The sequence below is a fragment of the Streptomyces sp. DT224 genome, from assembly GCF_049844595.1.
Lineage (GTDB): Bacteria > Actinomycetota > Actinomycetes > Streptomycetales > Streptomycetaceae > Streptomyces.
The window spans coordinates 181,319-204,622 of the sequence record NZ_JBNCLI010000011.1 but is presented as its reverse complement, the minus strand read 5'-3'; the positions used below and the strand labels follow the sequence as shown (position 1 = coordinate 204,622).

Sequence of the window (23,304 nt, the reverse complement as noted above, 5' to 3'; positions counted from 1 at the left end):
GGGCCCGTCTCAGCTGACCGGGAAGATCCCCGTGTCCAGGTCGAGCCCGAACGGGTCGGGCAGGGTCAGCTTGTCGCCGTACTCGACCGTGGCCAGCTGCCGGTACGTGCCGCCCTCGGGCTCCCCGTACAGCGTGGCGGTGGGGCGGCCCGAGTGCCAGGGGTCCAGCAGGAGGAAGAGCGCGACGCCCGCCTTCGCGTAGCCGTGCACCTTGCCGATGCGGTCGTGGTTGGCGTTGTGCTGCGACGTGATCTCGGCGACCAGCAGCGCTTCCTCGGCGGGGACGCGGTTGCCCGGTCCGCTGGCCACGGCTCTCGGGACGACCACGAGGTCGGGGATGTAGAGCCCGGCCCGGCCCGGGACCGAGACCCCGAGGGTCTGATAGATCCCCCAGTCCTCCGGAATCACGGAATAGAGCCTGCGCTGGAGCAGCTCGGCAGTGGTGTTGTGGTCCTTGGACGGTGGCGGCGACACAGTGACGATCCCCTCGATGATCTCCACCTTGCAGCCCTCCGGCGCGTCCGTCTCCTCCCAGATCCGGACGAGGTCGTCCCACTCCTGGCCCTGTCCCTGGCCCGGCGCGGGATCGACGGTGAGTGCGCTCATGGCGGTCTCTCCTCGTATTGGTGCGTCGCCGAGTCCAGCATGCCGAACGGGACCGGTGGCAGTCCACCGGTCCCGTTCACCCGTACGGGGAAGCCGCAGGTCAGGCGATACGTTCCCGCACCACCGGGGTCGCCGCGAACGCCGTGCCCGCGGGCTCGATGTCGTATGCGTCGGGGAGCGCCTTGAGGGCGTAGTCGAACTTCTCCGGGGTGTCCGTGTGCAGCGTCAGCAGCGGCTGGCCGTCGGTGATCACGTCGCCGGGCTTGGCGTGGAGCTCGATGCCCGCGCCGGCCTGGACCGGGTCCTCCTTGCGGGCGCGGCCCGCGCCGAGGCGCCAGGCGGCGACGCCGATGTCGTAGGCGTCCAGACGGGTCAGGACGCCGGAGGACGACGCCTTGATGACGTGCTGCTCGCGGGCGACGGGGAGCGCGGCGTCGGGGTCGCCGCCCTGGGCGGAGATCATGCGGCGCCAGACGTCCATCGCGGAGCCGTCCCGGAGGGCCTGCTCCGGGACGGCATCCTTGAGGCCCGCCGCGTCCAGCATCTCGCGGGCGAGGGCCAGGGTGAGGTCGACGACGTCCTTCGGGCCGCCGCCGGCCAGGACCTCGACGGACTCGCGGACCTCCAGGGCGTTGCCGGCGGTGAGGCCCAGCGGGGTGGACATGTCGGTGAGCAGGGCGACCGTGCGGACGCCGCTGTCGGTGCCGAGGGCGACCATCGTGGAGGCCAGCTCGCGGGCGTCGTCCAGGGTCTTCATGAAGGCGCCGGAGCCGACCTTGACGTCGAGGACCAGGGCGCCCGTGCCTTCGGCGATCTTCTTGGACATGATCGAGCTGGCGATGAGCGGGATCGCCTCGACCGTGCCGGTGACGTCGCGCAGCGCGTACAGCTTCTTGTCGGCGGGGGCGAGGCCGTCGCCCGCCGCGCAGATGACCGCGCCGGTGGTGTCGAGGACGTCCAGCATCTCGGCGCCTGTGAGGTGGGCGCGCCACCCGGGGATGGACTCCAGCTTGTCGAGGGTGCCGCCGGTGTGGCCGAGGCCCCGGCCGCTGAGCTGGGGGACGGCCGCGCCGCAGGCGGCGACCAGCGGGGCGAGCGGCAGGGTGATCTTGTCGCCGACGCCGCCGGTGGAGTGCTTGTCCGTGGTGGGGCGGGAGAGGCTGTCGAAGTTCATCCGCTCACCGGAGGCGATCATCGCGGCGGTCCAGCGGGCGATCTCCGTACGGTTCATGCCGTTCAGCAGGATCGCCATGGCCAGCGCGGACATCTGCTCGTCGGCGACCTCGCCGCGGGTGTACGCGTCGATGACCCAGTCGATCTGCTCGGGGGTCAGCTCGCCTCGGTCCCGCTTGGTGCGGATGACGGAGATGGCGTCCATGGTCTGGCGTCCTTCCGGCCGGTACGTACGGTGCGCGTGAGCCCTGGTGACTCTACGCGCATAGAGGGGAAAAGGGGCGCCGGGTGGGCCCGTTGTGCGGGCCCCCCCCGCGGGGAGGGGTCAGCCGAGGTGCGACGGGCCGAACGCCTGGGGCAGCATCTCGTCCAGGGTGCGGAAGCCGTCCGGGGTCTCCAGGATCAGCTCCGGGCCGCCGAACTCGTACAGCAGCTGCCGGCACCGGCCGCACGGGACCAGGCTCTCGCCGGCCCCGTCCACGCAGGTGAAGTGGGTCAGCCGGCCGCCGCCCGTGGCGTGCAGCTGGGAGACCAGGCCGCACTCGGCGCACAGCCCGATCCCGTACGAGGCGTTCTCGACGTTGCAGCCGGTGATCGTACGGCCGTCGTCCACGCGGGCGGCGACGCCGACCGGGTAGCCGGAGTACGGGGCGTACGCCCGGGACATGGCCTCCCGGGCGGCGGCCCGCAGGGCGTCCCAGTCGGCTTCGGTGAAGGCCGGGGGCGTCACTTGCCCTGCCCCTTGCGATAGCGCATGCCGTCCGCCTTCGGCATCCGCAGCCGCTGCGCGGAGAGCGAGAGGACGAGCAGCGTGACGATGTACGGCGTGGCGCTGACGAACTCGGTGGGCACGCTGTCCGTACCGAGGTACCAGACCAGGACGGCGGCCGCGATGACCGCGCTGACGACGCCCTGCACGAAGCTCTTGCGGTAGAGCTTCCACACGGCGAGACCGGCGAGCGCCACGAACAGCAGCAGGAGCAGCGCGTGGACGGACTCTCCGCCGTTGCGCAGCTGGAGCGCGTCGGCGAAGCCGAACAGGCCCGCGCCCATGGCGAGTCCGCCGGGGCGCCAGTTGCCGAAGATCATCGCGGCGAGACCGATGTACCCGCGTCCGCCGGTCTGGCCCTCGTTGTAGATGTGCGAGGTGACCAGGGAGAGGAAGGCTCCGCCGAGCCCGGCGAGGCCGCCGGAGACGATCACCGCGACGTACTTGTACGTGTAGACGTTGACGCCGAGCGATTCGGCGGCGACCGGGTTCTCGCCGCAGGAGCGCAGCCGCAGGCCGAACGCGGTCTTCCACAGGACGAAGAAGGTCCCGATGAAGAGGACGACGGCCAGGATCGTCAGCAGCGAGAGATTGGTGACGAGGCCGCCGAGGATGCCGGCCAGGTCGGAGACGAAGAACCAGTGGTGCTTCTCGATGGAGTGCAGTCCGTCGGAGAGGCCGGGGATGGTCACCGAGGTGATGTCGTCGGCGGGCGGGGACTGCTTCGGGGAGCCGCCCTTGGCCGCCGCCTCGCCGGTGTTGAACCACAGCTTGGCGAAGTAGGTGGTGAAGCCGAGCGCGAGGATGTTGATCGCGATGCCGGAGATGATGTGGTCGACGCCGAAAGTGACGGTGGCGACCGCGTGCAGCAGGCCGCCGAGCATGCCTCCGACGACGCCGGCGAGGACGCCGAGCCAGGGGCTGGTCTGCCAGCCGGCCCAGGCACCGAAGAAGGTGCCGAGGATCATCATGCCTTCGAGGCCGATGTTGACCACGCCGGCGCGTTCGGACCACAGGCCGCCGAGACCGGCGAGACCGATCGGCACGGCCATGGCGAGGGCGGCGCTGATCTGGCCCGCCGAGGTGACGTCCTGGGCGCCGGTGATGGCCCGTACGGCGGACAGCGCGAGCAGCACGCCCGCGATGATCAGCAGGATGACGGGGAAGGAGAGGCGGGAACGGCCGCTCTTGCCGCCGGAGACCTTGGGGGCCGCCGGGGGCGGGGTGGAAGTCGCCGTGGCGGTCACGCCGACACCTCCTGCTGGTCGGAGTTACGGGCGGCCTGTGCGGCGAGTTCCGCGCCGACCTTGCTCTGCTGGCGCTTGAGTCCGTAGCGGCGGACGATTTCGTACGCGATGACGACGCACAGGACGATGACGCCCTGGATCACGCCGACGATCTCCTTGTCGTATCCCTCGAACTCCAGCTTTCCGGTGCCGCGCTCCAGGAAGCCCCAGAGCAGCGCGCCGAGCGCGATGCCGACGGGGTGGTTGCGGCCGAGGAGGGCGATGGCGATGCCGGTGAAGCCGATGCCGATGGGGAAGTCGCCGCTGAACTCGTGGCTGTCGTTGAGCAGCGTCGGCATGCCGATGAGGCCGGCGACCGCGCCCGAGATGAGCATCGAGGTGATGACCATGCGGCGGACGTTGACGCCGCTGGCCTCGGCGGCGGAGCCGGACTGGCCGACGGTGCGCAGGTCGAATCCGAAGCGGGTACGGGAGAGCGTGAACCAGTACGCGATGCCCGCGGCGACCGCGACGACGATGAAGCCCCAGACGGGCGTCGGCGTCGTCGGGAACTCGAAGAAGTGCGAGGACTCCGGGAGCGGCTTGGTGGAGATCTTGGTGCCGGCCTCGTCGAGGTGGCCGAGGCGGTTCTGCTGGAGCAGGTAGCCGATGACCGCGGTCGCGATGGAGTTCAGCATGATCGTCGAGACGACCTCGCTGACGCCCCGGGTGACCTTGAGCAGACCGGCGATGCCGGCCCACATGGCGCCCACGATCATCGCGGTGAGGATGATCAGCGGGATCTGCAGGGCGCCCGGCAGGGTCAGCGCGCCGCCGAGCGCGGCGGCGAAGAACGCGGCGAGGCGGTACTGCCCGTCGACGCCGATGTTGAAGAGGTTCATTCGGAAGCCGACGGCCACCGCGAGACCCGCGAGGTAGTACGTCGTCGCCTTGTTCAGGATGTAGACCTGGCTGTCCGACTTCAGCCCGTAGTCGAACATGATGCCGAAGGCGTTGAACGGCTCCTTGCCGGTGGCGGCGAGCACGAGTGCCGTCACCAGGAAGGCGACCACGATCGCGAGTACGGGGGCCGCGATCCCCAGGAGCACACGCTCCTTGTCGATCTTCTTCATCAGTCCTCTCCCCCTTCGCGGGGGTCGGTGTCGTCGTTCGTGGCGGGCGCGGCAGGCGCCCCGCCCTCCTCCGGCGCTTCGAGGTGACCGCTGGCCGCGCCCGTCATCGCCGAGCCCAGCTCCTCGGGGGTGATGGTCGCCGGGTCGGCGTCCGCGACCAGGCGGCCGCGGTACATGACGCGCAGGGTGTCGGAGAGCCCGATCAGCTCGTCCAGGTCGGCGGAGATCAGCAGGACCGCCAGGCCCTCGCTCCGCGCCTCGCGGATCTGGTCCCAGATCTGGGCCTGCGCCCCGACGTCCACGCCCCGGGTGGGGTGCGCGGCGATGAGCAGCTTGGGGGCGTGGCTCATCTCGCGGCCGACGATCAGCTTCTGCTGGTTGCCGCCGGAGAGGGAGGCCGCGGTGACGTCGATACCGGGGGTGCGGACGTCGTACTCGCGCACGATCCGCTCGGTGTCGGTGCGGGCGGCCTTGATGTCGAGGAAGGCGCCCCGGCTGTTGGGCCGCTCGGTGACGTGGCCCAGGATGCGGTTCTCCCAGAGCGGTGCCTCCAGGAGGAGGCCGTGCCGGTGGCGGTCCTCGGGGATGACGGCCATGCCGCCCTCGCGGCGCTTGCGGGTCGGCGTACGGGAGATGTCCGCGCCGTCCAGCGTGAGGGTGCCCTCGTCCGGGGTGCGCATGCCCATGATCGCGTCGACCAGTTCGGACTGCCCGTTGCCCTCCACGCCGGCGATGCCCAGGACCTCGCCCTTGTGGATGGTGAAGGTGATGCCGTCGAGCACGGCGCGCACGGCCCCGTCCGGGTCGGTCGCGGTCAGCCGCAGGCCCTCGACGGTGAGCATGGGCGTGTCGGTGACCGTCGACTCGCGGGTCTCCGGGGAGGGCAGCTCGCTGCCGACCATCAGCTCGGCGAGCTGTTTGGGCGTGGTGTTCCGGGGGTCGGCGGTGCCGACGGTGGTACCGCGCCGGATGACGGTGATCTCGTCGGCGACCGACAGGACCTCGCCCAGCTTGTGCGAGATGAAGATGACGGTCAGGCCCTCGGCCTTGAGCTCGCGCAGGTTGTCGAAGAGCGCGTCGACCTCCTGCGGCACGAGGACGGCGGTGGGCTCGTCGAGGATCAGGGTGCGGGCGCCCCGGTAGAGGACCTTGAGGATCTCCACGCGCTGACGGTCGGCGACCCCGAGGTCCTCGACCATGGCGTCCGGGCGGATGCCCAGCCCGTAGGCGTCGGAGATCTCCCTGATCTTGGCGCGGGCCCGGTCGCCGATGCCGTACAGCTTCTCGGAGCCCAGGACCACGTTCTCCAGGACGGTGAGGTAGTCGGCGAGCATGAAGTGCTGGTGCACCATGCCGATGCCGCGGTCGATGGCATCGCCCGGGTTGGAGAACACGGCCTGTTCGCCGTCCACCGCGATGGTGCCCTCGTCCGGCTTCTGCATGCCGTAAAGGATCTTCATCAGAGTGGACTTGCCGGCGCCGTTCTCGCCGACGAGGGCGTGGACGGTGCTGCGGCGCACGGTGATGTCGATGTCGTGGTTGGCCACGACCCCGGGGAACCGCTTGGTGATACCGCGGAGCTCCACGGCGTTGGGACTGCTGGACGCGTTGATGGCGCACTCTCCTTGACAGGAGCGGAGGGCGGGGGCGGTGGGGACGGGAAGGCGGTGGAGGGCGGGTGGGGAGGTGTACGACTCGTGGGGCACGGGAGGGTGTACGGGGCGCGGCGGAAAACGTATCGCGCCCGGCCGGTGCCGGTCTGACGCTACGCGCGTAGCGTCGCCGAATCGTTGGCCACCCGATCACAGGTGGCCCGCACCCCGCCGGGGTACGTGAATCGGGGCCCGGGACGGGCGGCCGAAGCCGCTCGCCCGGACCCCGATCGACGACCGGATCAGGTCGTGGTCTTGACCGTGATGGTGCCGTCGACGATCTTCTTCTTCGCCTCGTCGAGCTGCGTCTGGATGTCCTTGAGGTGGTCACCCGTGGGGGTCAGGCTGACGCCGCCCTTGGCCAGCGAGTACGTCTGGGTGCCGGTGATCGGCTTGCCGTCCTTGACGGACTTGACCAGGTCGAAGACGCCGGAGTCGACGTTCTTGACGACCGAGGTCAGGATCGTGTCCGCGTACTTCGTCAGGGCCGGGTCCTTGGCCTGGTCGGAGTCGACGCCGATGGACCAGGCGCCCTTCTTGCCGGCGACGGCCTCGATCGAACCGGCACCCGAGCCGCCCGCGGCGGCGAAGATGACGTCGATGCCCTTGTCGAGCATGCCCTTGGCGGCGGCCTTGCCCTTGTCGGGGCTGCCGAAGCCGGAGAGGTCCGAGCCGGTGGACAGGTACTGGATCTGCACCGTGGCCTTCGGCTTGGTGTCCAGAACGCCCTGGCGGAAGCCGGCCGCGAACTTCTTGATCAGCGGGAGGTCCACGCCGCCGATGAAGCCGACCTTGTCGTCCTTGGACTTCAGCGCCGCCGCCACACCGGCGAGGTACGAGCCCTGCTCCTCGGTGAAGACGATGTTGTCGACGTTCTTCACGTCGGAGACCGAGTCGACCAGGCCGAAGCTGATCTTCGGGTACTTGGGCGCGATCTTGTCGACCGCCTCCTTGTACGCGAAGCCGATCGCGATGACCGGGTTGTAGCCGCCCTCCGCGAGGGACTGGAGGCGCTGGTCGCGGTCGGCCGAGCTCTCACCGGTCTTGGCGGTGAGCTCCTTCGTCTCGGCGCCGAACTCGGCCTTGGCCTTGTCCAGGCCGCGCGCGGCGGAGTCGTTGAACGAGTTGTCGCCACGGCCGCCGACGTCGTAGGCCATGCCGATCTTCATCTTGCCGTCGTCCGAGCCGCTGCTCTCGTCGGACGACTCGCCGCACGCGGTGGCGGTGAGCGCGAGAGCCGCGGTGACGGCGATCGCGGCACTGATCTTGGATACCCGGCGCAAGGGAAGGCTCCTTCAAACCTGACCGAAGCGCCTCTTCCGGCGCTGGTTTCGCCGCGATCGTAACGCGCGTAGATGTCAGATAAAGCCCTGTACGGAAGCCGTTATCGGATCGTCGCGAACGGGGGGCGTCCTGCCGATCAGGGCCGGTCAGGCCGCGGCGCCTGGTGCGGTGCATCGCAAGGCGGAGGATTGAGGCAGATGGGGTCTCCCCTGTTCGAGCGGAGCCGAGAACTTGGGGAAGGAGCGTTGTTGATTGACGACAACGCCGCGAGGTGCCGTGCCAGGCGTCGCGGACCCGGCCATGATCGGCAGGACGCCCCCCAGGCGACCTGTCCGGTTACGGATGGTTGACGTGGAGCAACGCGGAAGCGGTGAAGAGCTCCACGCCGACCGTGATCGCTTCCTCGTCGGCGTCGAAGTTGCCGCGGTGGAGGTCGAGACCGCGGGTGTCACCGGGGGTGCGGACCCCGAGGCGCGCCATGGCCCCCGGGACGCGCTCCAGGTACCAGGAGAAGTCCTCGCCGCCGAGGCTCTGCTCGGTGTCCTCGATGGCGTACGGCCCCCGGCGCGCGGACATCGCGCCGGCCAGGAGGTCGGTCGCGGCGGCCTCGTTGACGACGGGCGGGACGCCCCGGACGTAGTTGATCACCGTCTTGGCGCGGTGCATCCCGGCGACCTCGTCGATCGCGGCGTGCACCAGGTCCGGGGCCTCGCGCCACGCCTCGAGGTCCAGGCAGCGGACCGTGCCGGAGAGCTCCGCGTGCTGCGGGATGACGTTGCAGGCGTGGCCGGTCTCCAGCCGCCCCCAGGTCAGGGCGAGTCCGGCCCGCGCGTCCACCCGGCGGGCCAGCAGGGCGGGCACCTCGGTGGCGACCTTGGCGGCGGCGGTGACCAGGTCCGTGGTCAGGTGCGGGCGGGCGGTGTGGCCGCCGGGTCCGTCCAGGGAGAGTTCGAGGCGGTCGCAGGCGGAGGTGATCGCGCCGACCCGGAGCCCGATCCGGCCGGCGTCCACCTTCGGGTCGCAGTGGACGCCGATGATCCGGCCGACGCCTTCCAGGACCCCGGAGTCGATCGCGTCGGGCGCCCCGCCGGGCAGCACCTCCTCGGCCGGCTGGAAGATGAGCCGCACCGGGTTGGGCAGCAGCCCCTGCCGGTCCAGCTCGGCGAGCACGAGGCCGGCGCCGAGCACGGTGGTGGTGTGGACGTCGTGCCCGCAGGCGTGGGCGCGGTCGGGCACGGTGGAGCGGTAGGGGACACCGCTCTTGGTGTCCGGGATGGGCAGCGCGTCGATGTCGGCCCGGAGCGCGAGCATGGGCCGCGTGTCCTCCCCGCGTGTCCCGACGTCGCACATGAGCCCGGTCCCGGAGGCGAGCACCTTCGGCGCGAGCCCGGCCCGCTCCAGCCGGGCCTTGATCGCGGCGGTGGTGCGGAACTCCTGGTTGCCCAGCTCGGGGTGCATGTGGAGGTCCCTGCGGAAGGCGATCAGCTCGGCGCGCAGGACGTCGGGCAGGGTGCCGGGCAGGCTCGCCCCCTGGGAGGGACCGGCTTCGGACTCGGGGCAGATCAACTGGCTCACCTTTTGAAGGGTAAGCCTGTTCCCTCCTCAACTGACCATGAAACAAGAAAACTTCAGCCACACAGGCGAATGTTTGGCCGCGTCCCGGCGTGTGGGACGCGCGCGGGATGGGTAAACTGCCGCGCTTCCCGGCGCATCGGCCGCGGGGCGCCCGTCACCGGGTTCGCCACGTCGCGACCGGCGGGAACGTGCTCAGCCCCGCAGAGCCGCCCCCGTATCGGGAACGGCGCCGGCGTGACGCACAGGGCCCCCACCGCCAGCAGGTCCACCCCGCCCCGCCCGCGACGGCCGCGCCGGACGCAGACCCGGGAGCCGAGCAAGGCGGCGCACCACGGAGTACGCTTAGTCCAGTGATTAGTCCACCCCCGCACCCACCCTCGTGAGGCAGTCGTGGAAGCAGCTCGTCAGTACAACGTCCATGAGGCCAAGACCCACCTCTCCCGCATCCTGGAGCAGGTGGCCACCGGAGAGGAGGTGGTCATCTCCAAGGCCGGAGAACCGGTGGCGAAGGTGGTGCCGCTGAGGACCCGGGTGGCCCGGACCGGGCGGGGCTCGCTGCGCGGGCAGATCCGCATCGGCCACGACTTCGACGAGCTGCCGGACGACGTGGCCGACGCCTTCGGGATGCGCTGATGAAGATGCTGCTCGACACCCACGTCGTCCTGTGGTGGCTCGACGACTCCCCGGAGCTCACCGAGGAGGTCAAGCACCTGCTGGACACGGAGCCGTCCGTCTTCGTCAGCGCTGTCACCCCGTGGGAGATCTCGATCAAGCAGTCCCTCGGGAAGCTCGACGGGCCGACGGACCTCGCGGAACGGGTGCGGGACAGCCAGTTCACCTCGCTCCCGGTCACTGCGGGACACGGCGTCCGGGCGGGCAGGCTGCCCGAGCACCACCGCGATCCCTTCGACCGGATACTGATCGCTCAGGCACAGACCGAGGGAATGACCATCCTGACCCGCGACAAGTGGATCCCCTCCTACGACGTTCAGGTCATGCCTGTCTGAGTACGACGTCGCCCCGTCCCCTCACGCCTCCCCCGGCACCGCCGTCACACCCCAGGACGCCAGCCGGTGGACGTCGCGGGCCGTCTCCGTGACACCGCTCAGGAAGCCCTGGGCGCGCGGGGACGCCGTTTCGTGGAGCCATTCCGGGGCGATGTCGCAGACCGCGACCTTCACCTCGGTGCCGGCCAGCGCGAGGGGCAGCGTGTGCACCACGGTGGACGGGAAACTCAGCACCGTGCGGCCGATCGGGCCGCGGCGGGCGATGAGCTCCAGGGGGAGGTCGGGGCGGACGATCTCCAGGCCGGTGGCCGCCTCCAGGGCGTGCAGCTTCTCGGTGGACTCACGGCGGTGCGCGAAATAGCGGGTGGCGCCGTGCGTACGGGCGAGGGCGGCGACCGCCTCGAGATAGCGGGCCCGGTCCACCACGCCCGTCTCGACCAGCGAGGTGCCGACCAGGTCCGCGCCCTTGGTGAGCGACGGCGGACCGAAGCGGGACCGGGTCCAGGAGAAGGTGTTCGGGATGAGGGTGACGCCCGGCGGCGGGATCACGGGCATGGCGGTGAACAGCTCGACCTCGCGCGCCGCCGACGGCGTGAACCTGCGCCGCGCGGTGGACGTCACCGGGGCCAGGGCCAGCTCGCGCGGGCTGAGGCCGCCGCGCCGGTGCCAGCGCACCAGGCGCTCGCCCCGGGTGAGCTGGGCGACGAACTCCATGGTGGCGGTGCCGTCGTCCACCACGGTGAGGCGGCGGGGGCGTACGAGCGAGAGCAGCAGCTGCACGTAGCGCGAGAAGGGGTCGCCGATGACGATGTGGTCGGCGTTGCGGACGAGCCGGGTGAGGGCGCGCAGCGACTTCAGGGGGGTGCCCGAGTCGCCGCGCGCCTCCTGCCAGCGCACGGTCATGCCCTCGTCGCGGGCCAGCTCCGCCATCCGGCGCAGCTGGCCGCGCGACATCGGGTCGACCGGAGGGAGGACGACGACGGTGACGTCCGTGAGGACGCGCCCGCCGCCTCCCTCGGTGACGGCCCACTCCAGGACGTTCAGGAGCTGGACCGGGCTCTCGACGAAGGCGAGGTTCACCGGCCGGCCCGTCAGACCGCGACCGGCTCGGCGGCCGGGGCCGCCGCGTCGCTCTCCGCCACGACGCCCGGGACCCGGCGGAGCTTCTTCATCGGGCCGAGCTCGGACTCGTACACCTTCTTGACGCCGTCGCCGAGGGACGCCTCGATGGTGCGGATGTCGCGGACGAGGCGGGACAGGCCCTGCGGTTCGACGGACGCGGCCTGGTCGGAGCCCCACATGGCGCGGTCCAGGGTGATGTGGCGCTCCACGAACGCGGCGCCGAGGGCGACGGCGGCGAGGGTGGTCTGCAGGCCCGTCTCGTGGCCGCTGTAGCCGATCGGGACGTTGGGGTACTCCTGCTGGAGGGTGTGGATGACCCGCAGGTTCAGCTCCTCGGCCTTCGCCGGGTACGTGGAGGTGGCGTGGCAGAGCAGGATGTTGTCGGAGCCGAGCACCTCGACGGCGTGCCGGATCTGGCGCGGGGTGGACATGCCGGTGGAGAGGATCACCGTGCGGCCGGTGGCGCGCAGGGTGCGCAGCAGCTCGTCGTCGGTGAGCGAGGCGGAGGCGACCTTGTGGGCGGGGACGTCGAACTTCTCCAGGAAGGCGACGGCTTCGGTGTCCCACGGCGAGGCGAACCAGTCGATGCCGCGCTCGGCGCAGTGCTCGGAGATGGCCCGGTACTCGTCCTCGCCGAACTCGACGCGGTGGCGGTAGTCGATGTACGTCATGCGGCCCCAGGGGGTGTCGCGCTCGATGTCCCACTGGTCGCGCGGGGTGCAGATCTCCGGGGTGCGCTTCTGGAACTTGACGGCGTCGCAGCCGGCTTCGGCGGCCACGTCGATCAGCGCGAGGGCGTTGTCGAGGTCGCCGTTGTGGTTGATGCCGATCTCGCCGGTGATGTAGACGGGGTTGCCGGGTCCGGCGGTGCGGTTGCCGAGGGTGCGCAGGCGGGAGGTGCTCATGAGGGTGTTCCTTACTCGGTGGGGGCTGTGGTGAGGGTGGGGCCCAGGAGCCAGGCCGCGATCTCGCGGATGGCGCCGGAACCGCCCGGGGTGGTCGTCACGGCGCGCGCCGCTGCGCGCACCGAGTCGTGGGCGCTCGCGACGGCCACGGGCCAGCCGGCGAGCGCGAAGCAGGGGAGGTCGTTGACGTCGTTGCCGACGTACATGACGCGTTCGGGTGCGAGGGACTGCTCGTCGCACCACTGCTTGAGCGCGAGGTCCTTGCGGTCGACGCCGTGCAGGACGGGCACGCGCAGCTTGTGGGCGCGGGCGGCGACGACGGGGTTCTGTTCGGTGGACAGGATCAGCAGCGGTACGCCCGCCTTGCGGAGGGCGGCGATGCCGAGCCCGTCGCCCCGGTGCACGGCGACGGTCTCGCGGCCGTCGGAGTCCACGAGGACCCGGTCGTCGGTCTGGGTGCCGTCGAAGTCGAGGACGACGGCGTCGATGTCGTCCAGGGTCGGCAGCGGGGCCGGGTCCAGGAGCGGGGCGAGCGCGCGGGCGCGGGCCAGGTCGTGCGGGTCGTCGATCTCCAGGACGCGGGCCGGGTCGGTGCGGACCAGCGCGGTGTGGCCGAAGAAGCGGTGGCGGTGGGTGCGGAAGCCCGCGGCGTCCATGGCGTAGGCGGCGCCCGTCTCCAGGAGGTCCTCGGGGCGGTCCTGGCGGCGCGGCCGGACCCGCTTGTCGTGGTTGACGCCGTAGTTGTGCTCCTCGACCGCGGTGCCGTCGCGCCACAGGAAGCCGTGGAAGGGGGCGACGGTGACGGCGGTGTCGGCGCCCTCGCGGGCGACGGCGGCGGCGACCCCGTCGATGTCCTCGCGGGTGACGAAGGGGCTGGTGCACTGGACGAGCAGGACGACGTCGGCGGTACGTCCCCGCAGTGCCTCGTAGGCGTCGAGGGCGTGCAGCACGGCGGCCTCGCTGGTCGCGGTGTCGCCGGCGATCTCCTCGGGGCGCTGTACGCAGTGCAGCCGGCCGCTCTCCCCGAGGGCTTCGGCCGCCGCGCGGGCGGCCTCGGCGACGGCGGGCGCGTCGGTCGTCACCACGACGTCGGTGACCTCGCCGGAGGCCAGGCAGGCGTTGACGGCGCGGGCGACGAGCGGGACACCGCCGACCCGGGCGAGGTTCTTGGCCGGTACGCCCTTGGAGCCGCCGCGCGCGGGGACGACGGCGAGCACGGTGGGTCGGTTCATCGGTGCTCCGGTGAGTGTGGTGTCGGTGGTGTTCACAGCTCCCCCATCCGCCGGACGACCGGGGCGACGCGCTGGACGCCGTGCCGGTACGCGCCCCGGGCCGCGTCCCGGACCGCCTCGCGCACCGCCGTCCTGACCCGGCCGGCCTCGCGGGGCGCGGCGGCGCCGGGCAGCGGGTGGCCGTCGGGGGCCAGGTGGTGGCGGGCGAGGATGCCGGGGAGGTAGCCGGGGGCGGTGGCGGGCGTGTAGTAGGGCGCCGGGTCGGGCAGCCGGCCCCGGGCCAGCAGTGCGGTGACCCGGGCGCGGGCGGTGTCGTACGCGGCGGGGTAGCTGCCGTCGGCGGCGACGCCCTGGCCGGCCAGCCATTCCGGGTCGGGTTCCGGATGCCCGCCGCCGTCGAGGTGGTCGAAGGAGGTGAGCAGTCCGGAGCCGGTGAAGTGGTGGTTGCCGAGGGCCTCGCGCACCCCGAGGTCGGTCAGGACCGCGGTGGGGATGCGGCGGTGCAGGGACTCCAGGGCGGCCGTGGAGGAGACAGTGACGAGGAGGTCGGTGCGGTCCAGGACCTCGCCCATGTGCCCGTACACCAGGCGGAAGTTGGGCGGGAGTCCGCCGGGCAGCCGCTCGGCGAGCCGCTGGTAGGGGTGCTCCTCGATGTGCGTGGTGTGCTCGCCGGGCTTGGAGCGCAGCTTCAGCAGGACCTCGCGGCCGGGGTGCAGCCGGGCGTGCTCGACGAGGCGCCGCAGCAGGTACGTCCGGTCGGCGCGGTTCTCCGGTACGGAGGGCTGGGCGGCGAACACCAGGGTGTCGCGGCCGGATTCGGGGCGGTACGGCTCGCCGCCGAGGAACGGGAGGGCGGCCTCGGTGACGGCCGAGGCGTCGGCGCCCACACCCTCGTACACCGTGCGGAAACGCTCCGCGTCGTGGCGGGAGTTGGCGAGGACGACGTCGGCGCCGTGGCGCAGCAGGAGCCCGTCGGTGAGCTTTTCGTAGACGACGCCGACGTAGCCGGTGACGAGGACAGGCCTCGTGGGCAGCCGGAGCGCGGCGATGCCGTGCAGCATGGCCTGGACCGCGCCGCCGACGAGGGCGAGGACGACGACGTCGTACCCCTCGTCCCGTACGGCGTGCAGGAATTCGACGGCGGTGACCTCGCGCACCCGGTCGGCGGGAATCCCCACGTCGCCCACCTCGGCGAGCTGGCGGGGGGTCGGGGTCGCCCGGCCGCGCAGCAGCAGTCCGCTGATCTCGACCCGCTGCGCGGGTGCCCCGGACACGGGGGCGGTGAGGCGGTGCGCGGTGAGCGCGCCCCACTTCCACCGGGTGTCGGAGTCGGCGATCACGGCTGCCCTGAGGGCGGTCGTCTTTTCGGTACGTCGTGGCACGCCTCCGAATTTAGGAAGGCATTCGGATTCGCGGCCCAACGTGACGGCAACAGCGGGTTAACAGCCCGCCGACACCCGGAGAATCAGCTGCCGGAAAGGGCGTTCCGGGGCGGGGAAACGGGCCGGTTCATTGTCCCGACATTCTTCGTTCACCTGGTGTACCCGTCGGGTCCAGGGTAAATGCCGGACCGGCGCCTAGCGTGGTCCGCGTGGTCAAGCTCTCCGTCATCGTGCCGTTCTACAACGTTCGGCCCTACGCCCCCGACACCCTGAGAAGTCTGCGGGCCAATGCCCGCGACGGTGTCGAATTCATCCTCGTCGACGACTGTTCGACCGACGGGACGCTGGACATCCTGCGGCGCGCCGAGCGCGACCTCCCGGGTGCCGTGCTGGTCCCGCACGAGCGGAACGGAGGCCTCGCCACCGCGCGCAACACGGGGATCGACGCGGCGCGCGGCGAGTACCTCACGTTCCTGGACGGCGACGACTGGGCCGCGCCCGGGCACTACGAGCGGCTGCTCGCCGCTATCACGGCCCTGGGCTGCGATTTCGTCCGTACGGACCATGTGCAGTTCACCGACCGGGTGCGCACGGTCCACCGCGTTCCGTTCGGGCTGCGCAACACCGTGGTCAGCCCGCGCGAGGTGATCCTGCCGGCCGACCGGTCGACGCCCGTGGACTACGCGTACGCCTGGGCCGGTGCCTATCACCGCAGGCTCGCGGATTCGGGGCTGCTGCGGTTCCGGGACGGGCTGCGCACGGCGGAGGACCGGCCGTGGATCTGGCGGCTGCACCGGGAGGCCGCGTCCTTCGCGGCGGTCGGACTGCCCGGGATCTTCTACCGGCGCGGGGTCGCCTCCTCGCTGACCCAGATCGGCGATGTGCGCCAGCTGGACTTCATCCGCGCGTTCGACCAGGTACTGGAGGAAACGGCCCTGGATCCGGAGGCGGACCGGCTGATGCCGAAGGCCGTGCGTACATACTGCGCGGTCATGGCGCACCATTTGGAATCCATCGAAAGGTTCGAACCAGCAGTGGCCAGGAAATTGCGCTCGATGAGCGCGGCTTCGCTGCGGCGCATGCCCCAGGACATTCTCGCGGAAACGCTGAATTCGCTGGGCGAGCGCCGTGCGGACCGGCTGCGCCGGGTGCGCCGCCGCTCCGTTTCCCGGGAGGTCGCGGCCTGATGCCCGGCAGCACGGACACCGCGCCGGCCGGCCGGTCCACCCTTCAGATCTTCTCGGCGTGCACGCAGTACGCCGCCGCCACGCTCGTCGCGGCCCTGCGTTCCGGCATGTTCGGGCCGCGCTCCGCACACCGGCGCATCCTGGTCGTGAGCGACACCTCGCCCGCCCCGGAGCTGGGCACCCCGTTGCACCACCGCCCCGGATTCGAGACGCTGGCCGCCGAGTTCGACGCGGTGCGGTCCTGGAACGACTTCATCAGCCCGTTCCACCCGGGCGGCTGGTCCCCCCGGGAGCAGGACGCCCCGCTGTGGGAGCGGGCGGTGCGCGCGGCCTGGGACCTCGGCGACGGACCGGTCGAGCTGGCCTGCGAATCCATCCAGGCCAACCCCGCGCAGGCGCTGGCGACGGTCTTCGGGGACAGCCCGCTGCATGTGTACGCGGACGGGCTGATGAGCTACGGACCGACCCGCAGCCGGCTCGACCAGCTGGTCGGCACCCGCATCCGCCGGCTCCTCCACCTGGACCTGGTGCCGGGGCTGAAGCCGCTGCTGCTCACGGAGTTCGGGGTGGAGCCGGAGGTCGTCCCGACGGACGCCTTCCTCAAGGTGCTGGGCGAGCTGGCCGATCCGGTCGCGGCCCCCGTCCTCCCCGGCGAAGGTGCGGCCCCCGCCCTCCTGCTCGGCCAGTACCTCTCCACGCTGGGCATTCTGACGCCCCGCCAGGAGGAGGAGCTGCACGCGGGGATGGTGCGCGGCGCGGTCGCCCTCGGCCACACCCGTATCGTCTTCAAACCGCACCCCAGCGCGCCCGCCCACTGGACGCGCGCCCTGGAGGAGGAGGCGGTGCGGCTCGGCGCCACGCTCACCGTGGCCGACAGCCCGGTCCTGGCCGAGACGCTGTTCGAGTCGATGCGCCCCGCCCTCGTCGTCGGCTGCTTCTCCACCGCGCTGCTGACCGCCGCCTCGTTCTACGGACTGCCGGTCGCCCGCCTGGGCACGGGCCCGCTCCTGCAACAGCTCAGCCCGTACCAGAACAGCAACCGCATCCCCCTGACCATCGTGGACGCGCTGCTCCCCGATCTGGACGACCCGGCAGCGGTGACCGGCTGGTCGATGCCCTCGCCCGGGGCGATCGCGCGCGGGGCCGCCGGACTGGTCGGCGCGGTCGGCTACGCGATGCAGCCGCAGCTGCAAGCCTCCCTGCGCCCGGCCGCCGAACGCTATCTGAACGGCCACCGGGACAGCGTCCGGCGGTACTTCAAGCGGCGGCGGCTCACCGCGCTCGGGCTGCCCGGGGCCATTCCCGCGCAGCTCACGTTCATCCCGCGCAACGCGACGGTCCGCCGCATCGCGCGCCGGGCCCGCACGCTGAAGAGGGCTGCGGCCGGCTGAGCCATGAGGAAACTCCCGATATTCCGCTCCCCGCGCGGCCGGGCCGCCGCCCTGGCCGCCGTGCTCGCCGCCCTCAGCATCTGCGCCGGGGACGCGGTGGCCCGCAGCTATCCCTTCAGTCCGCACACCCGCAGCGTCAACGACCTGGGAAACCAGTTCGTCCCGTTCCACGCCCGCCTCTGGGACCTCTTGCACGGGCGGGCGGACGGCGGACTGTTCCTGAACTGGCAGTCCGGTTTCGGCACCAGCTTCCTGCCCGACTTCGGTACGTATCTGAGCAGCCCGTTCGCCCTGCTCGTCGGGGTCTTCCCCCGGGACCGCATCGACCTGGCCGTGTACGCGGTGACGCTGGTCAAGACCGGGGCGGCGGCGGCCGCGATGACCTGGCTGCTGACGGCGCTCCGTCGCGGCCGGGGCCGGGAGTGGGCGGCCGTGGTGCTCGGGGCCTCGTACGCGCTGTGCGGGTGGTCGGTGATCGAGGCCGTGTACAACCCGATGTGGCTGGACGGGCTGATCGCGTTCCCGCTGCTGTGCCTGGCCGCCGAGTGGGCGCGGACGGGCCGGCGGCCGGTCCTGGGCACGCTGCTGGTGACGCTGGCCTGGGTGTCGAACTTCTACACCGCGTACATGGCGACGCTGGGTGCGGCGCTGGTGCTGGTGGTGCGACTGGTGCTGGAGGACGGGACGCGCCGGGAGCGGGTACGCGGGCTGGGGCGGGCGGTGCGGACGGTCCTGCTGGGCGTCGGGCTCGCCGCGCCGGTCCTGGTGCCGGTGTTCCTCGGGACGCGGCACGCCTACCCGGGCTGGACGCGCACCTTCGCCCCGGCCGCCTGGCCCGACGTCGCGGCCCGGTTGCTGCCGGCAACGTACAGCTTCTTCACGCCGGCGGTGTTCCTGGGCACCGGCGCCCTGCTCCTGGCGGGCGCCCTGGCCTTCCACCGGGCCGTCCCGCGCACCGAACGCCTGGTGTGGACGGGGCTCGTGGCGGGGGTCGCGCTGTCGTTGCAGTGGGAGCCGACGCATCTGCTGTGGCACGCCTTCGCGACGCCCAACGGCAGCCCGTACCGCCAGACGTTCGTGCTGTCCGGGCTCCTGGTGATCGCCGCCTGGTTGTCGGTCGCCTCCGCCTGGCCGGACCGGCGGGCGCTGCTCGGCGGTGCCGGGGTGCTCGTGCTGATCGGCGCCGGGGCCGCGTCCAGCGCCCTGGTCACCGCGTGGACGTACCCGCTGTTCGCGGGGGGTCTGGTGGCCGTGGCGGGCGCCCTGGTGCTGGCCCGGCGCGGCCGGTACGCCGTACTGGCGGCGCTCCTCCTGGTCGGGGCGCAGGCCGGGCAGGCCGCCGCGACGACCGCGTACGCCGACCGGCAGCGGCTGGGCCGGCTGGACGACTACGCGCCCTGGGGCGAGCGGCAGCGCCTTCAGGCGGCGGCGGTGGCCGAGGCGGACGGCTGGCCGCGCTACCGGACCGACCCCGGTCTGGAGCAGAGCACGGCGAACGATCCGCTGCTGGTCGGCGGCCACGGCGGGGCGTACTACAGCAGCCACACCCCGGACGCGCTGACCCGCACCTTCCTCGCCCTGGGCGCCGGCTGGACGTCCAACGGCCGCGCCCTGCACGACCTGGACAACCCGGTGACCGACGCGGTGTTCTCCGTCGGCGCCCGGGTGCACATGCCACGCGACCCGCACCAGGGCTGGAACCGCCCGGACGCCCGCCCGGTCACGGTGACGCGGGCGGAGGCGCCGCCGCTGGTGACGGTCCGTCAGTTGCCGGACGGGAAAGAGCGCTACGGCCGTTCTCCGTTCCGCAACCAGGAGAAGCTGCTCGGCGCCTCCGTCTACACGGTGCCAGCCACCACCCTGCGCGCGGCGGACGGAACCGACGCGCCGGACGCGGGCGCGTACGACTACGCGGTCCGGGTCGGCACGTACACCCTCCGTGCGGCCTGTCCGGCGGGCAGCGAGGTGCATCTGTGGGCACCGGACCTGTTCGGCCACGCGCGGCTCGGGGGCTCCGAAGAGGTCGATTACCGGGGCGAGCTGCCGGGACGGCGGGCCGGACTGCGGAAGCTCGGCGACGGGGGCGGCGCGCTCGCCGTTTCGTTGCGGGTGGCCCGGCCGGGGACCGTCCCGCACGAGGCCGTGGGCTGCCTGGACCGGGGCCGGCTGGCCGACGCGGTGGCCGGGCTGAAGCGGACAGGGGCGACGCGGGTGACGGTCACAGGGAGCGGTGTACGCGCCGAACTGCCCACGGGCACACGGGGTCTGGCGGTGCTCGCCGCGCCCCGGATCGCGGGCTGGAGCTGCGGGGGCCGCCCGGCCGACTCGTACCTCGGGCTGGTCGCGGCCCCGGTGAGCGGGGACCGGCCGGTGCTCGACTGCTCGTACCGGCCGCCCGGGTTGAAGGCGGGGAGCCTCGCGGGGGGCGTGGCGCTGCTGGGGCTGGTGGCCGTGGGGGTGATCGGGCGGCGGCGCAAGGGGGAGGCGTAAACCCGTACACCCGCGACGACACCGAGACTTCATCTCCGCGTGGTGGGGCGGCCCGGCGCTCGCGCGTACGTTCCCAGCCATGGTCTCCCTACTGAACAACCGCCTGACACGGCGCGCCCTGCGCCCCGCCGCCGCCCTGGTCGACCGCCGCATCCAGCAGCGCGTGGAGCGCGCCGCCGAGCCGTTGCGCGGCGAACTCGCCACCCTGCGGCGGGCGTACGAGGCGGAGCGGGCCGGCCGCCATGCCTTGGAGCTGCTGCTCGACGGGACCGGGCGCGGCGCGCACCGGATGCCCCCGGCCCAGGAGACCGAGCGGCTGGTCCGCGAGGTGGGGGCGCTGACCGGGAACGGGGCGGCGGCGCGGCGGAGTGTGGTGTCCGCCTACCGCACGGTGGTCGCCCTGGAGGCGCTGGGCGTCGGGCGGCTGGCGGGCTCGACGTCCAACGTGTGCGGCAAGCTGGCGACCGTACCGCTGCTGGCCCCGCCGAACGGGCGCATCCTGGAGATCGGCACGCTGTACGGGCTGTTCGCCGCCGCGCTGACCCGGGCGACGCACCGGGCGGGGCTGGAGCCGGAGCTGACGATCGTCGACCCGTTGGCCGGTTCCCAGCTCCAGCCGGGCACCTCGCAGGGCGCCGACCCCACGGGCACCCCCGTGCGCGAGGACGTGGTGCGGGCCAACCTGGCGCTGACCGGGGGTGGCACGACGCACCACCCCCGGATCGTCCAGGGCTTCTCCAGCGCGCCCGAGGTGCGGGCGGAGGCGGGTGACCGGGAGTACGGGGTGATCGTGGTGGACGGCGACCACTCCATGGCGGGGGTGGCCGCCGACCTGGAATGGGTCGAGGAGATCGTGGCCCCCGGCGGTGTCGTGGTGCTGGACGACTACGGCGACGCGGCGTGGCCGGGCGTCCAGGAGGCCCTGGACAAGCATCTGGCGGACGGGGGATCGCGGCTGCGGCTGCTCGGCCGCGTGTCGACGTCGGCGTACTTGCGGGCGGAGTGACCCGGTCTCCGCCGTCAGACGCTGCTGAGCGACAGCTTCGCGGCGAAGCCCAGGAACAGCACACCCGCCGCCGAGGTGGCCCCGGCCGAGAGCCGCCGGCGGCGGCGGAACGCGGCGGACAGCCGGGTGCCGCCGAAGATCAGCGCCGACAGGTACAGGAAGCTGGCGAGCTGCAACAGGGTGCCCAGGACCAGGAACGACAGGGCGGGGTAGGCGTACCCGGGGTCCACGAACTGCACGAAGAACGAGATCAGGAAGAGGATCGCCTTCGGGTTGAACAGGCTGACCACCAGCGCCCGCCGGTACGGCCGCTCCATGCTGCCGGGAGCCTGCGCCTCGGCCCGCTCCTCGTCGGTGATCTCGGCGACCCGCCGGTGCCGCTCGCGCCACATCGACCGGGCGGCCCGCAGCATCCCGATCGCCATCCAGGTGAGATAGCCCGCGCCCGCGTACTTGACGACGGCGAACAGCACGGGCGTCGTCTGCAGCAACGACGAGGCGCCCAGCGCGGACAGCGTCATCAGCACGGTGTCCCCGGTCCACACCCCGGCCGCCGCCACGTACCCGGTCCGCACCCCGCGCCGCGCGGCGACGGACAGCACGTACAGCGAATTCGGCCCCGGCAGCAGAACAATCAGGACGAGGCCGGCGAGATAGGTCGGAAGGTCGGTGACACCCAGCATGGGACGGAGTCTCGCACGCCGCCACGACGCCCCGGAAGCGAGGGTTCCGCGGTGATCTCGTCAGTCCTCGTCGCCGTCGAGCAGGCGGTCGACCGAAAGCTCCCTCCCGACCCCGACCTCGTCCGGCACCAGGAACGATGCCCCCGCTTGTGGTGCGTCTTGTTCCTGCACGCGCCGCTGCGGGGATCGGTGCACAGCAGCACGAGGTCGTGCTTCCGGTCGGCCACGACGTACACCGGGATGCCCGCCTGCGCGTAGTCCTCGCGTCTTTCCCTCGGGGCACGTCGCCTGCCGCGCTTTCCCCCATTCCTCAGGGTTCGGCAACCGCGTGGGGCGGGAACCCGTCCCATGAGATACGCGGGTTCAGGGCCCGAGGACGCCGGGGCCGAGGATGCAGGGGGCTGGGATGATACGCACGGGCAGGGCCGGGCGCGGTTACGCGCTCCGAGGGGCCGCCGTGGTGGCCGTGGTGGCGATGGCCGGGGTGACCGCCGGGTGCAAGGAGCAGCCCGCGGCCGGTGCGTCGGCCGGGCCCTCGGCGACGGCGGGCAGCAGCTCGCCCACCGACGACGCGAAGCCGGGCGGCGGCTCCGCGAGCCCGTCGGCGAGCGCGGAGCCGGAGTCGAAGAAGCCGAAGGAGCCGGCCAAGGCGTCGCCGAAGCCGAGCGCGACCCGCACCACCCCGCCGGCCGATCCGCAGGGCAAGGTCCTGATGGCGAGCGGGTCCGAGGGCAGGCAGGTGCGCGAACTCCAGGCCCGGCTGCGGCAGATCGGGCATTTCGACCGCACCCCCACGGGCTACTACGGGACCGTCACCGTGGCCGCCGTGCAGTCCTTCCAGGGCAAGCGCGGTCTGCCGCGGACCGGGAAGACGGACACCGTCACCTGGCAGAAGCTGCTCGGCATGACGCACGAGCCGACGGCCGCCGAGCTGAACCCGCCGACGACCCGCCCCGTCGCGAAGCCGGACAAGCGGTGTCTGACGGGCCGGGTGCTCTGCATCAGCAAGAACAGCCGCACGCTGTCCTGGATGATCGACGGCAAGGTCGTCTCGTCCATGGACGTGCGGTTCGGCTCGCAGTACACGCCGACCCGCGAGGGCACGTTCTCCGTGTACTGGAAGTCGCGCCACCACGTGTCGTCGATCTACCACACGGCCATGCCGTACGCGATGTTCTTCAGCGGCGGCCAGGCGGTGCACTACTCGTCGGACTTCGCCGCCCGCGGCTACAACGGAGCCTCGCACGGATGTGTGAACGTCCGGGACGAGGGGAAGATCGCCGCCCTCTTCGCGCAGGTGCGCACCGGTGACAAGGTCGTCGTCTACAAGTGAGGCGAGGGGCGCGGGCGGGACCGGGGGAACGTGTCCCGCCCGCGCCATGTGCGCCGAGCCGAAGGTACGGGGGGAACCCCGGCTCAGGGCGCTGCCGATGACCAGTCGGCTCATCCCGTACAGCGTCCGCAGGCCGAAAAACGTCACA

20 protein-coding genes are annotated in these 23,304 nt (G+C 72.2%); 7 read left to right on the top strand and 13 right to left on the bottom strand.

Annotation, left to right across the window (positions count from 1 at the left end):
* Positions 1–9: 9 nt before the first annotated feature.
* From ACLQ2N_RS27120 to ACLQ2N_RS27085, 8 genes are all read right to left on the bottom strand, one after another.
* Positions 10–606: a Uma2 family endonuclease gene (locus tag ACLQ2N_RS27120; protein WP_425816812.1), complete on the bottom strand. Its 597-nt coding sequence runs from the start codon at positions 604–606 to the stop codon at positions 10–12.
* Between the two features lie 100 nt (positions 607–706).
* Positions 707–1,984 (bottom strand): thymidine phosphorylase, encoded by a 1,278-nt coding sequence (locus ACLQ2N_RS27115; protein WP_425816810.1) that lies wholly within the window; start codon positions 1,982–1,984, stop codon positions 707–709.
* Between the two features lie 120 nt (positions 1,985–2,104).
* Positions 2,105–2,509: a cytidine deaminase gene (locus ACLQ2N_RS27110; protein WP_425816808.1), complete on the bottom strand. Its 405-nt coding sequence runs from the start codon at positions 2,507–2,509 to the stop codon at positions 2,105–2,107.
* Positions 2,506–3,795, bottom strand: coding sequence for an ABC transporter permease (locus ACLQ2N_RS27105; RefSeq protein WP_425816806.1), 1,290 nt, complete (start codon positions 3,793–3,795; stop codon positions 2,506–2,508). Before ACLQ2N_RS27105 ends, ACLQ2N_RS27110 begins: the two co-directional genes overlap by 4 nt.
* Entirely contained in the window at positions 3,792–4,907 is a 1,116-nt protein-coding gene (locus ACLQ2N_RS27100) for an ABC transporter permease (protein ID WP_425816804.1), read from the bottom strand. The genes ACLQ2N_RS27105 and ACLQ2N_RS27100 overlap by 4 nt, the downstream gene beginning before the upstream one ends.
* The gene (locus ACLQ2N_RS27095) at positions 4,907–6,493 is read right to left on the bottom strand and encodes an ABC transporter ATP-binding protein (RefSeq protein ID WP_425816802.1); all 1,587 of its coding nucleotides are present in this window, start codon (positions 6,491–6,493) and stop codon (positions 4,907–4,909) included. The genes ACLQ2N_RS27100 and ACLQ2N_RS27095 overlap by 1 nt, the downstream gene beginning before the upstream one ends.
* A 308-nt stretch (positions 6,494–6,801) precedes the next feature.
* The gene (locus ACLQ2N_RS27090; RefSeq protein WP_425816800.1) at positions 6,802–7,842 is read right to left on the bottom strand and encodes a BMP family lipoprotein; all 1,041 of its coding nucleotides are present in this window, start codon (positions 7,840–7,842) and stop codon (positions 6,802–6,804) included.
* 337 nt (positions 7,843–8,179) lie between these two features.
* On the bottom strand, positions 8,180–9,409 hold the full coding sequence (locus tag ACLQ2N_RS27085) for an amidohydrolase (RefSeq protein WP_425817113.1): 1,230 nt from the start codon (positions 9,407–9,409) through the stop codon (positions 8,180–8,182).
* Between the two features lie 399 nt (positions 9,410–9,808).
* Here ACLQ2N_RS27085 and ACLQ2N_RS27080 point away from each other — a divergent pair, with 399 nt between their 5' ends.
* Positions 9,809–10,051 carry a type II toxin-antitoxin system Phd/YefM family antitoxin gene (locus tag ACLQ2N_RS27080; RefSeq protein ID WP_425816798.1) on the top strand — a complete coding sequence of 81 codons (243 nt, stop codon included), beginning with the start codon at positions 9,809–9,811 and terminating at the stop codon, positions 10,049–10,051.
* Complete coding sequence (locus tag ACLQ2N_RS27075; protein ID WP_425816796.1) at positions 10,051–10,425, top strand: type II toxin-antitoxin system VapC family toxin; 375 nt, start codon at positions 10,051–10,053, stop codon at positions 10,423–10,425. Before ACLQ2N_RS27080 ends, ACLQ2N_RS27075 begins: the two co-directional genes overlap by 1 nt.
* A gap of 21 nt (positions 10,426–10,446) precedes the next feature.
* Here the strand turns inward: ACLQ2N_RS27075 and ACLQ2N_RS27070 are convergent, their stop codons facing one another.
* Genes ACLQ2N_RS27070 through ACLQ2N_RS27055 form a run of 4 tightly spaced genes read right to left on the bottom strand, consistent with a single transcriptional unit; the run spans position 10,447 to position 15,066 of the window.
* Positions 10,447–11,505 (bottom strand): hypothetical protein, encoded by a 1,059-nt coding sequence (locus ACLQ2N_RS27070; RefSeq protein ID WP_425816794.1) that lies wholly within the window; start codon positions 11,503–11,505, stop codon positions 10,447–10,449.
* An 11-nt stretch (positions 11,506–11,516) separates the two neighbouring features.
* Positions 11,517–12,452, bottom strand: a complete 936-nt coding sequence (locus ACLQ2N_RS27065) for an N-acetylneuraminate synthase family protein (protein ID WP_425816792.1) — start codon at positions 12,450–12,452, stop codon at positions 11,517–11,519.
* Between the two features lie 11 nt (positions 12,453–12,463).
* The gene (locus ACLQ2N_RS27060) at positions 12,464–13,684 is read right to left on the bottom strand and encodes a cytidylyltransferase domain-containing protein (RefSeq protein WP_425816790.1); all 1,221 of its coding nucleotides are present in this window, start codon (positions 13,682–13,684) and stop codon (positions 12,464–12,466) included.
* 32 nt (positions 13,685–13,716) lie between these two features.
* Positions 13,717–15,066 (bottom strand): DUF6716 putative glycosyltransferase, encoded by a 1,350-nt coding sequence (locus tag ACLQ2N_RS27055; protein ID WP_425816788.1) that lies wholly within the window; start codon positions 15,064–15,066, stop codon positions 13,717–13,719.
* A 209-nt stretch (positions 15,067–15,275) separates the two neighbouring features.
* Between ACLQ2N_RS27055 and ACLQ2N_RS27050 the strand changes: the two genes are divergently transcribed.
* From ACLQ2N_RS27050 to ACLQ2N_RS27035, 4 genes are all read left to right on the top strand, one after another.
* Positions 15,276–16,253 (top strand): glycosyltransferase family 2 protein, encoded by a 978-nt coding sequence (locus tag ACLQ2N_RS27050; protein ID WP_425816786.1) that lies wholly within the window; start codon positions 15,276–15,278, stop codon positions 16,251–16,253.
* The gene (locus ACLQ2N_RS27045) at positions 16,253–17,644 is read left to right on the top strand and encodes a polysialyltransferase family glycosyltransferase (RefSeq protein ID WP_425816784.1); all 1,392 of its coding nucleotides are present in this window, start codon (positions 16,253–16,255) and stop codon (positions 17,642–17,644) included. The genes ACLQ2N_RS27050 and ACLQ2N_RS27045 overlap by 1 nt, the downstream gene beginning before the upstream one ends.
* A gap of 3 nt (positions 17,645–17,647) precedes the next feature.
* Entirely contained in the window at positions 17,648–20,134 is a 2,487-nt protein-coding gene (locus ACLQ2N_RS27040) for a YfhO family protein (protein ID WP_425816782.1), read from the top strand.
* Positions 20,135–20,213: 79 nt separating this feature from the next.
* Positions 20,214–21,140, top strand: a complete 927-nt coding sequence (locus ACLQ2N_RS27035; RefSeq protein WP_425816780.1) for a class I SAM-dependent methyltransferase — start codon at positions 20,214–20,216, stop codon at positions 21,138–21,140.
* A gap of 14 nt (positions 21,141–21,154) precedes the next feature.
* Here the strand turns inward: ACLQ2N_RS27035 and leuE are convergent, their stop codons facing one another.
* A complete protein-coding gene (gene leuE, locus ACLQ2N_RS27030; RefSeq protein WP_425816778.1) occupies positions 21,155–21,823 on the bottom strand; it encodes a leucine efflux protein LeuE in 669 nt (222 codons plus the stop codon).
* Positions 21,824–22,229: 406 nt separating this feature from the next.
* Here leuE and ACLQ2N_RS27025 point away from each other — a divergent pair, with 406 nt between their 5' ends.
* Positions 22,230–23,156, top strand: coding sequence for a L,D-transpeptidase family protein (locus ACLQ2N_RS27025; RefSeq protein ID WP_425816776.1), 927 nt, complete (start codon positions 22,230–22,232; stop codon positions 23,154–23,156).
* Positions 23,157–23,304 lie beyond the last annotated feature (148 nt).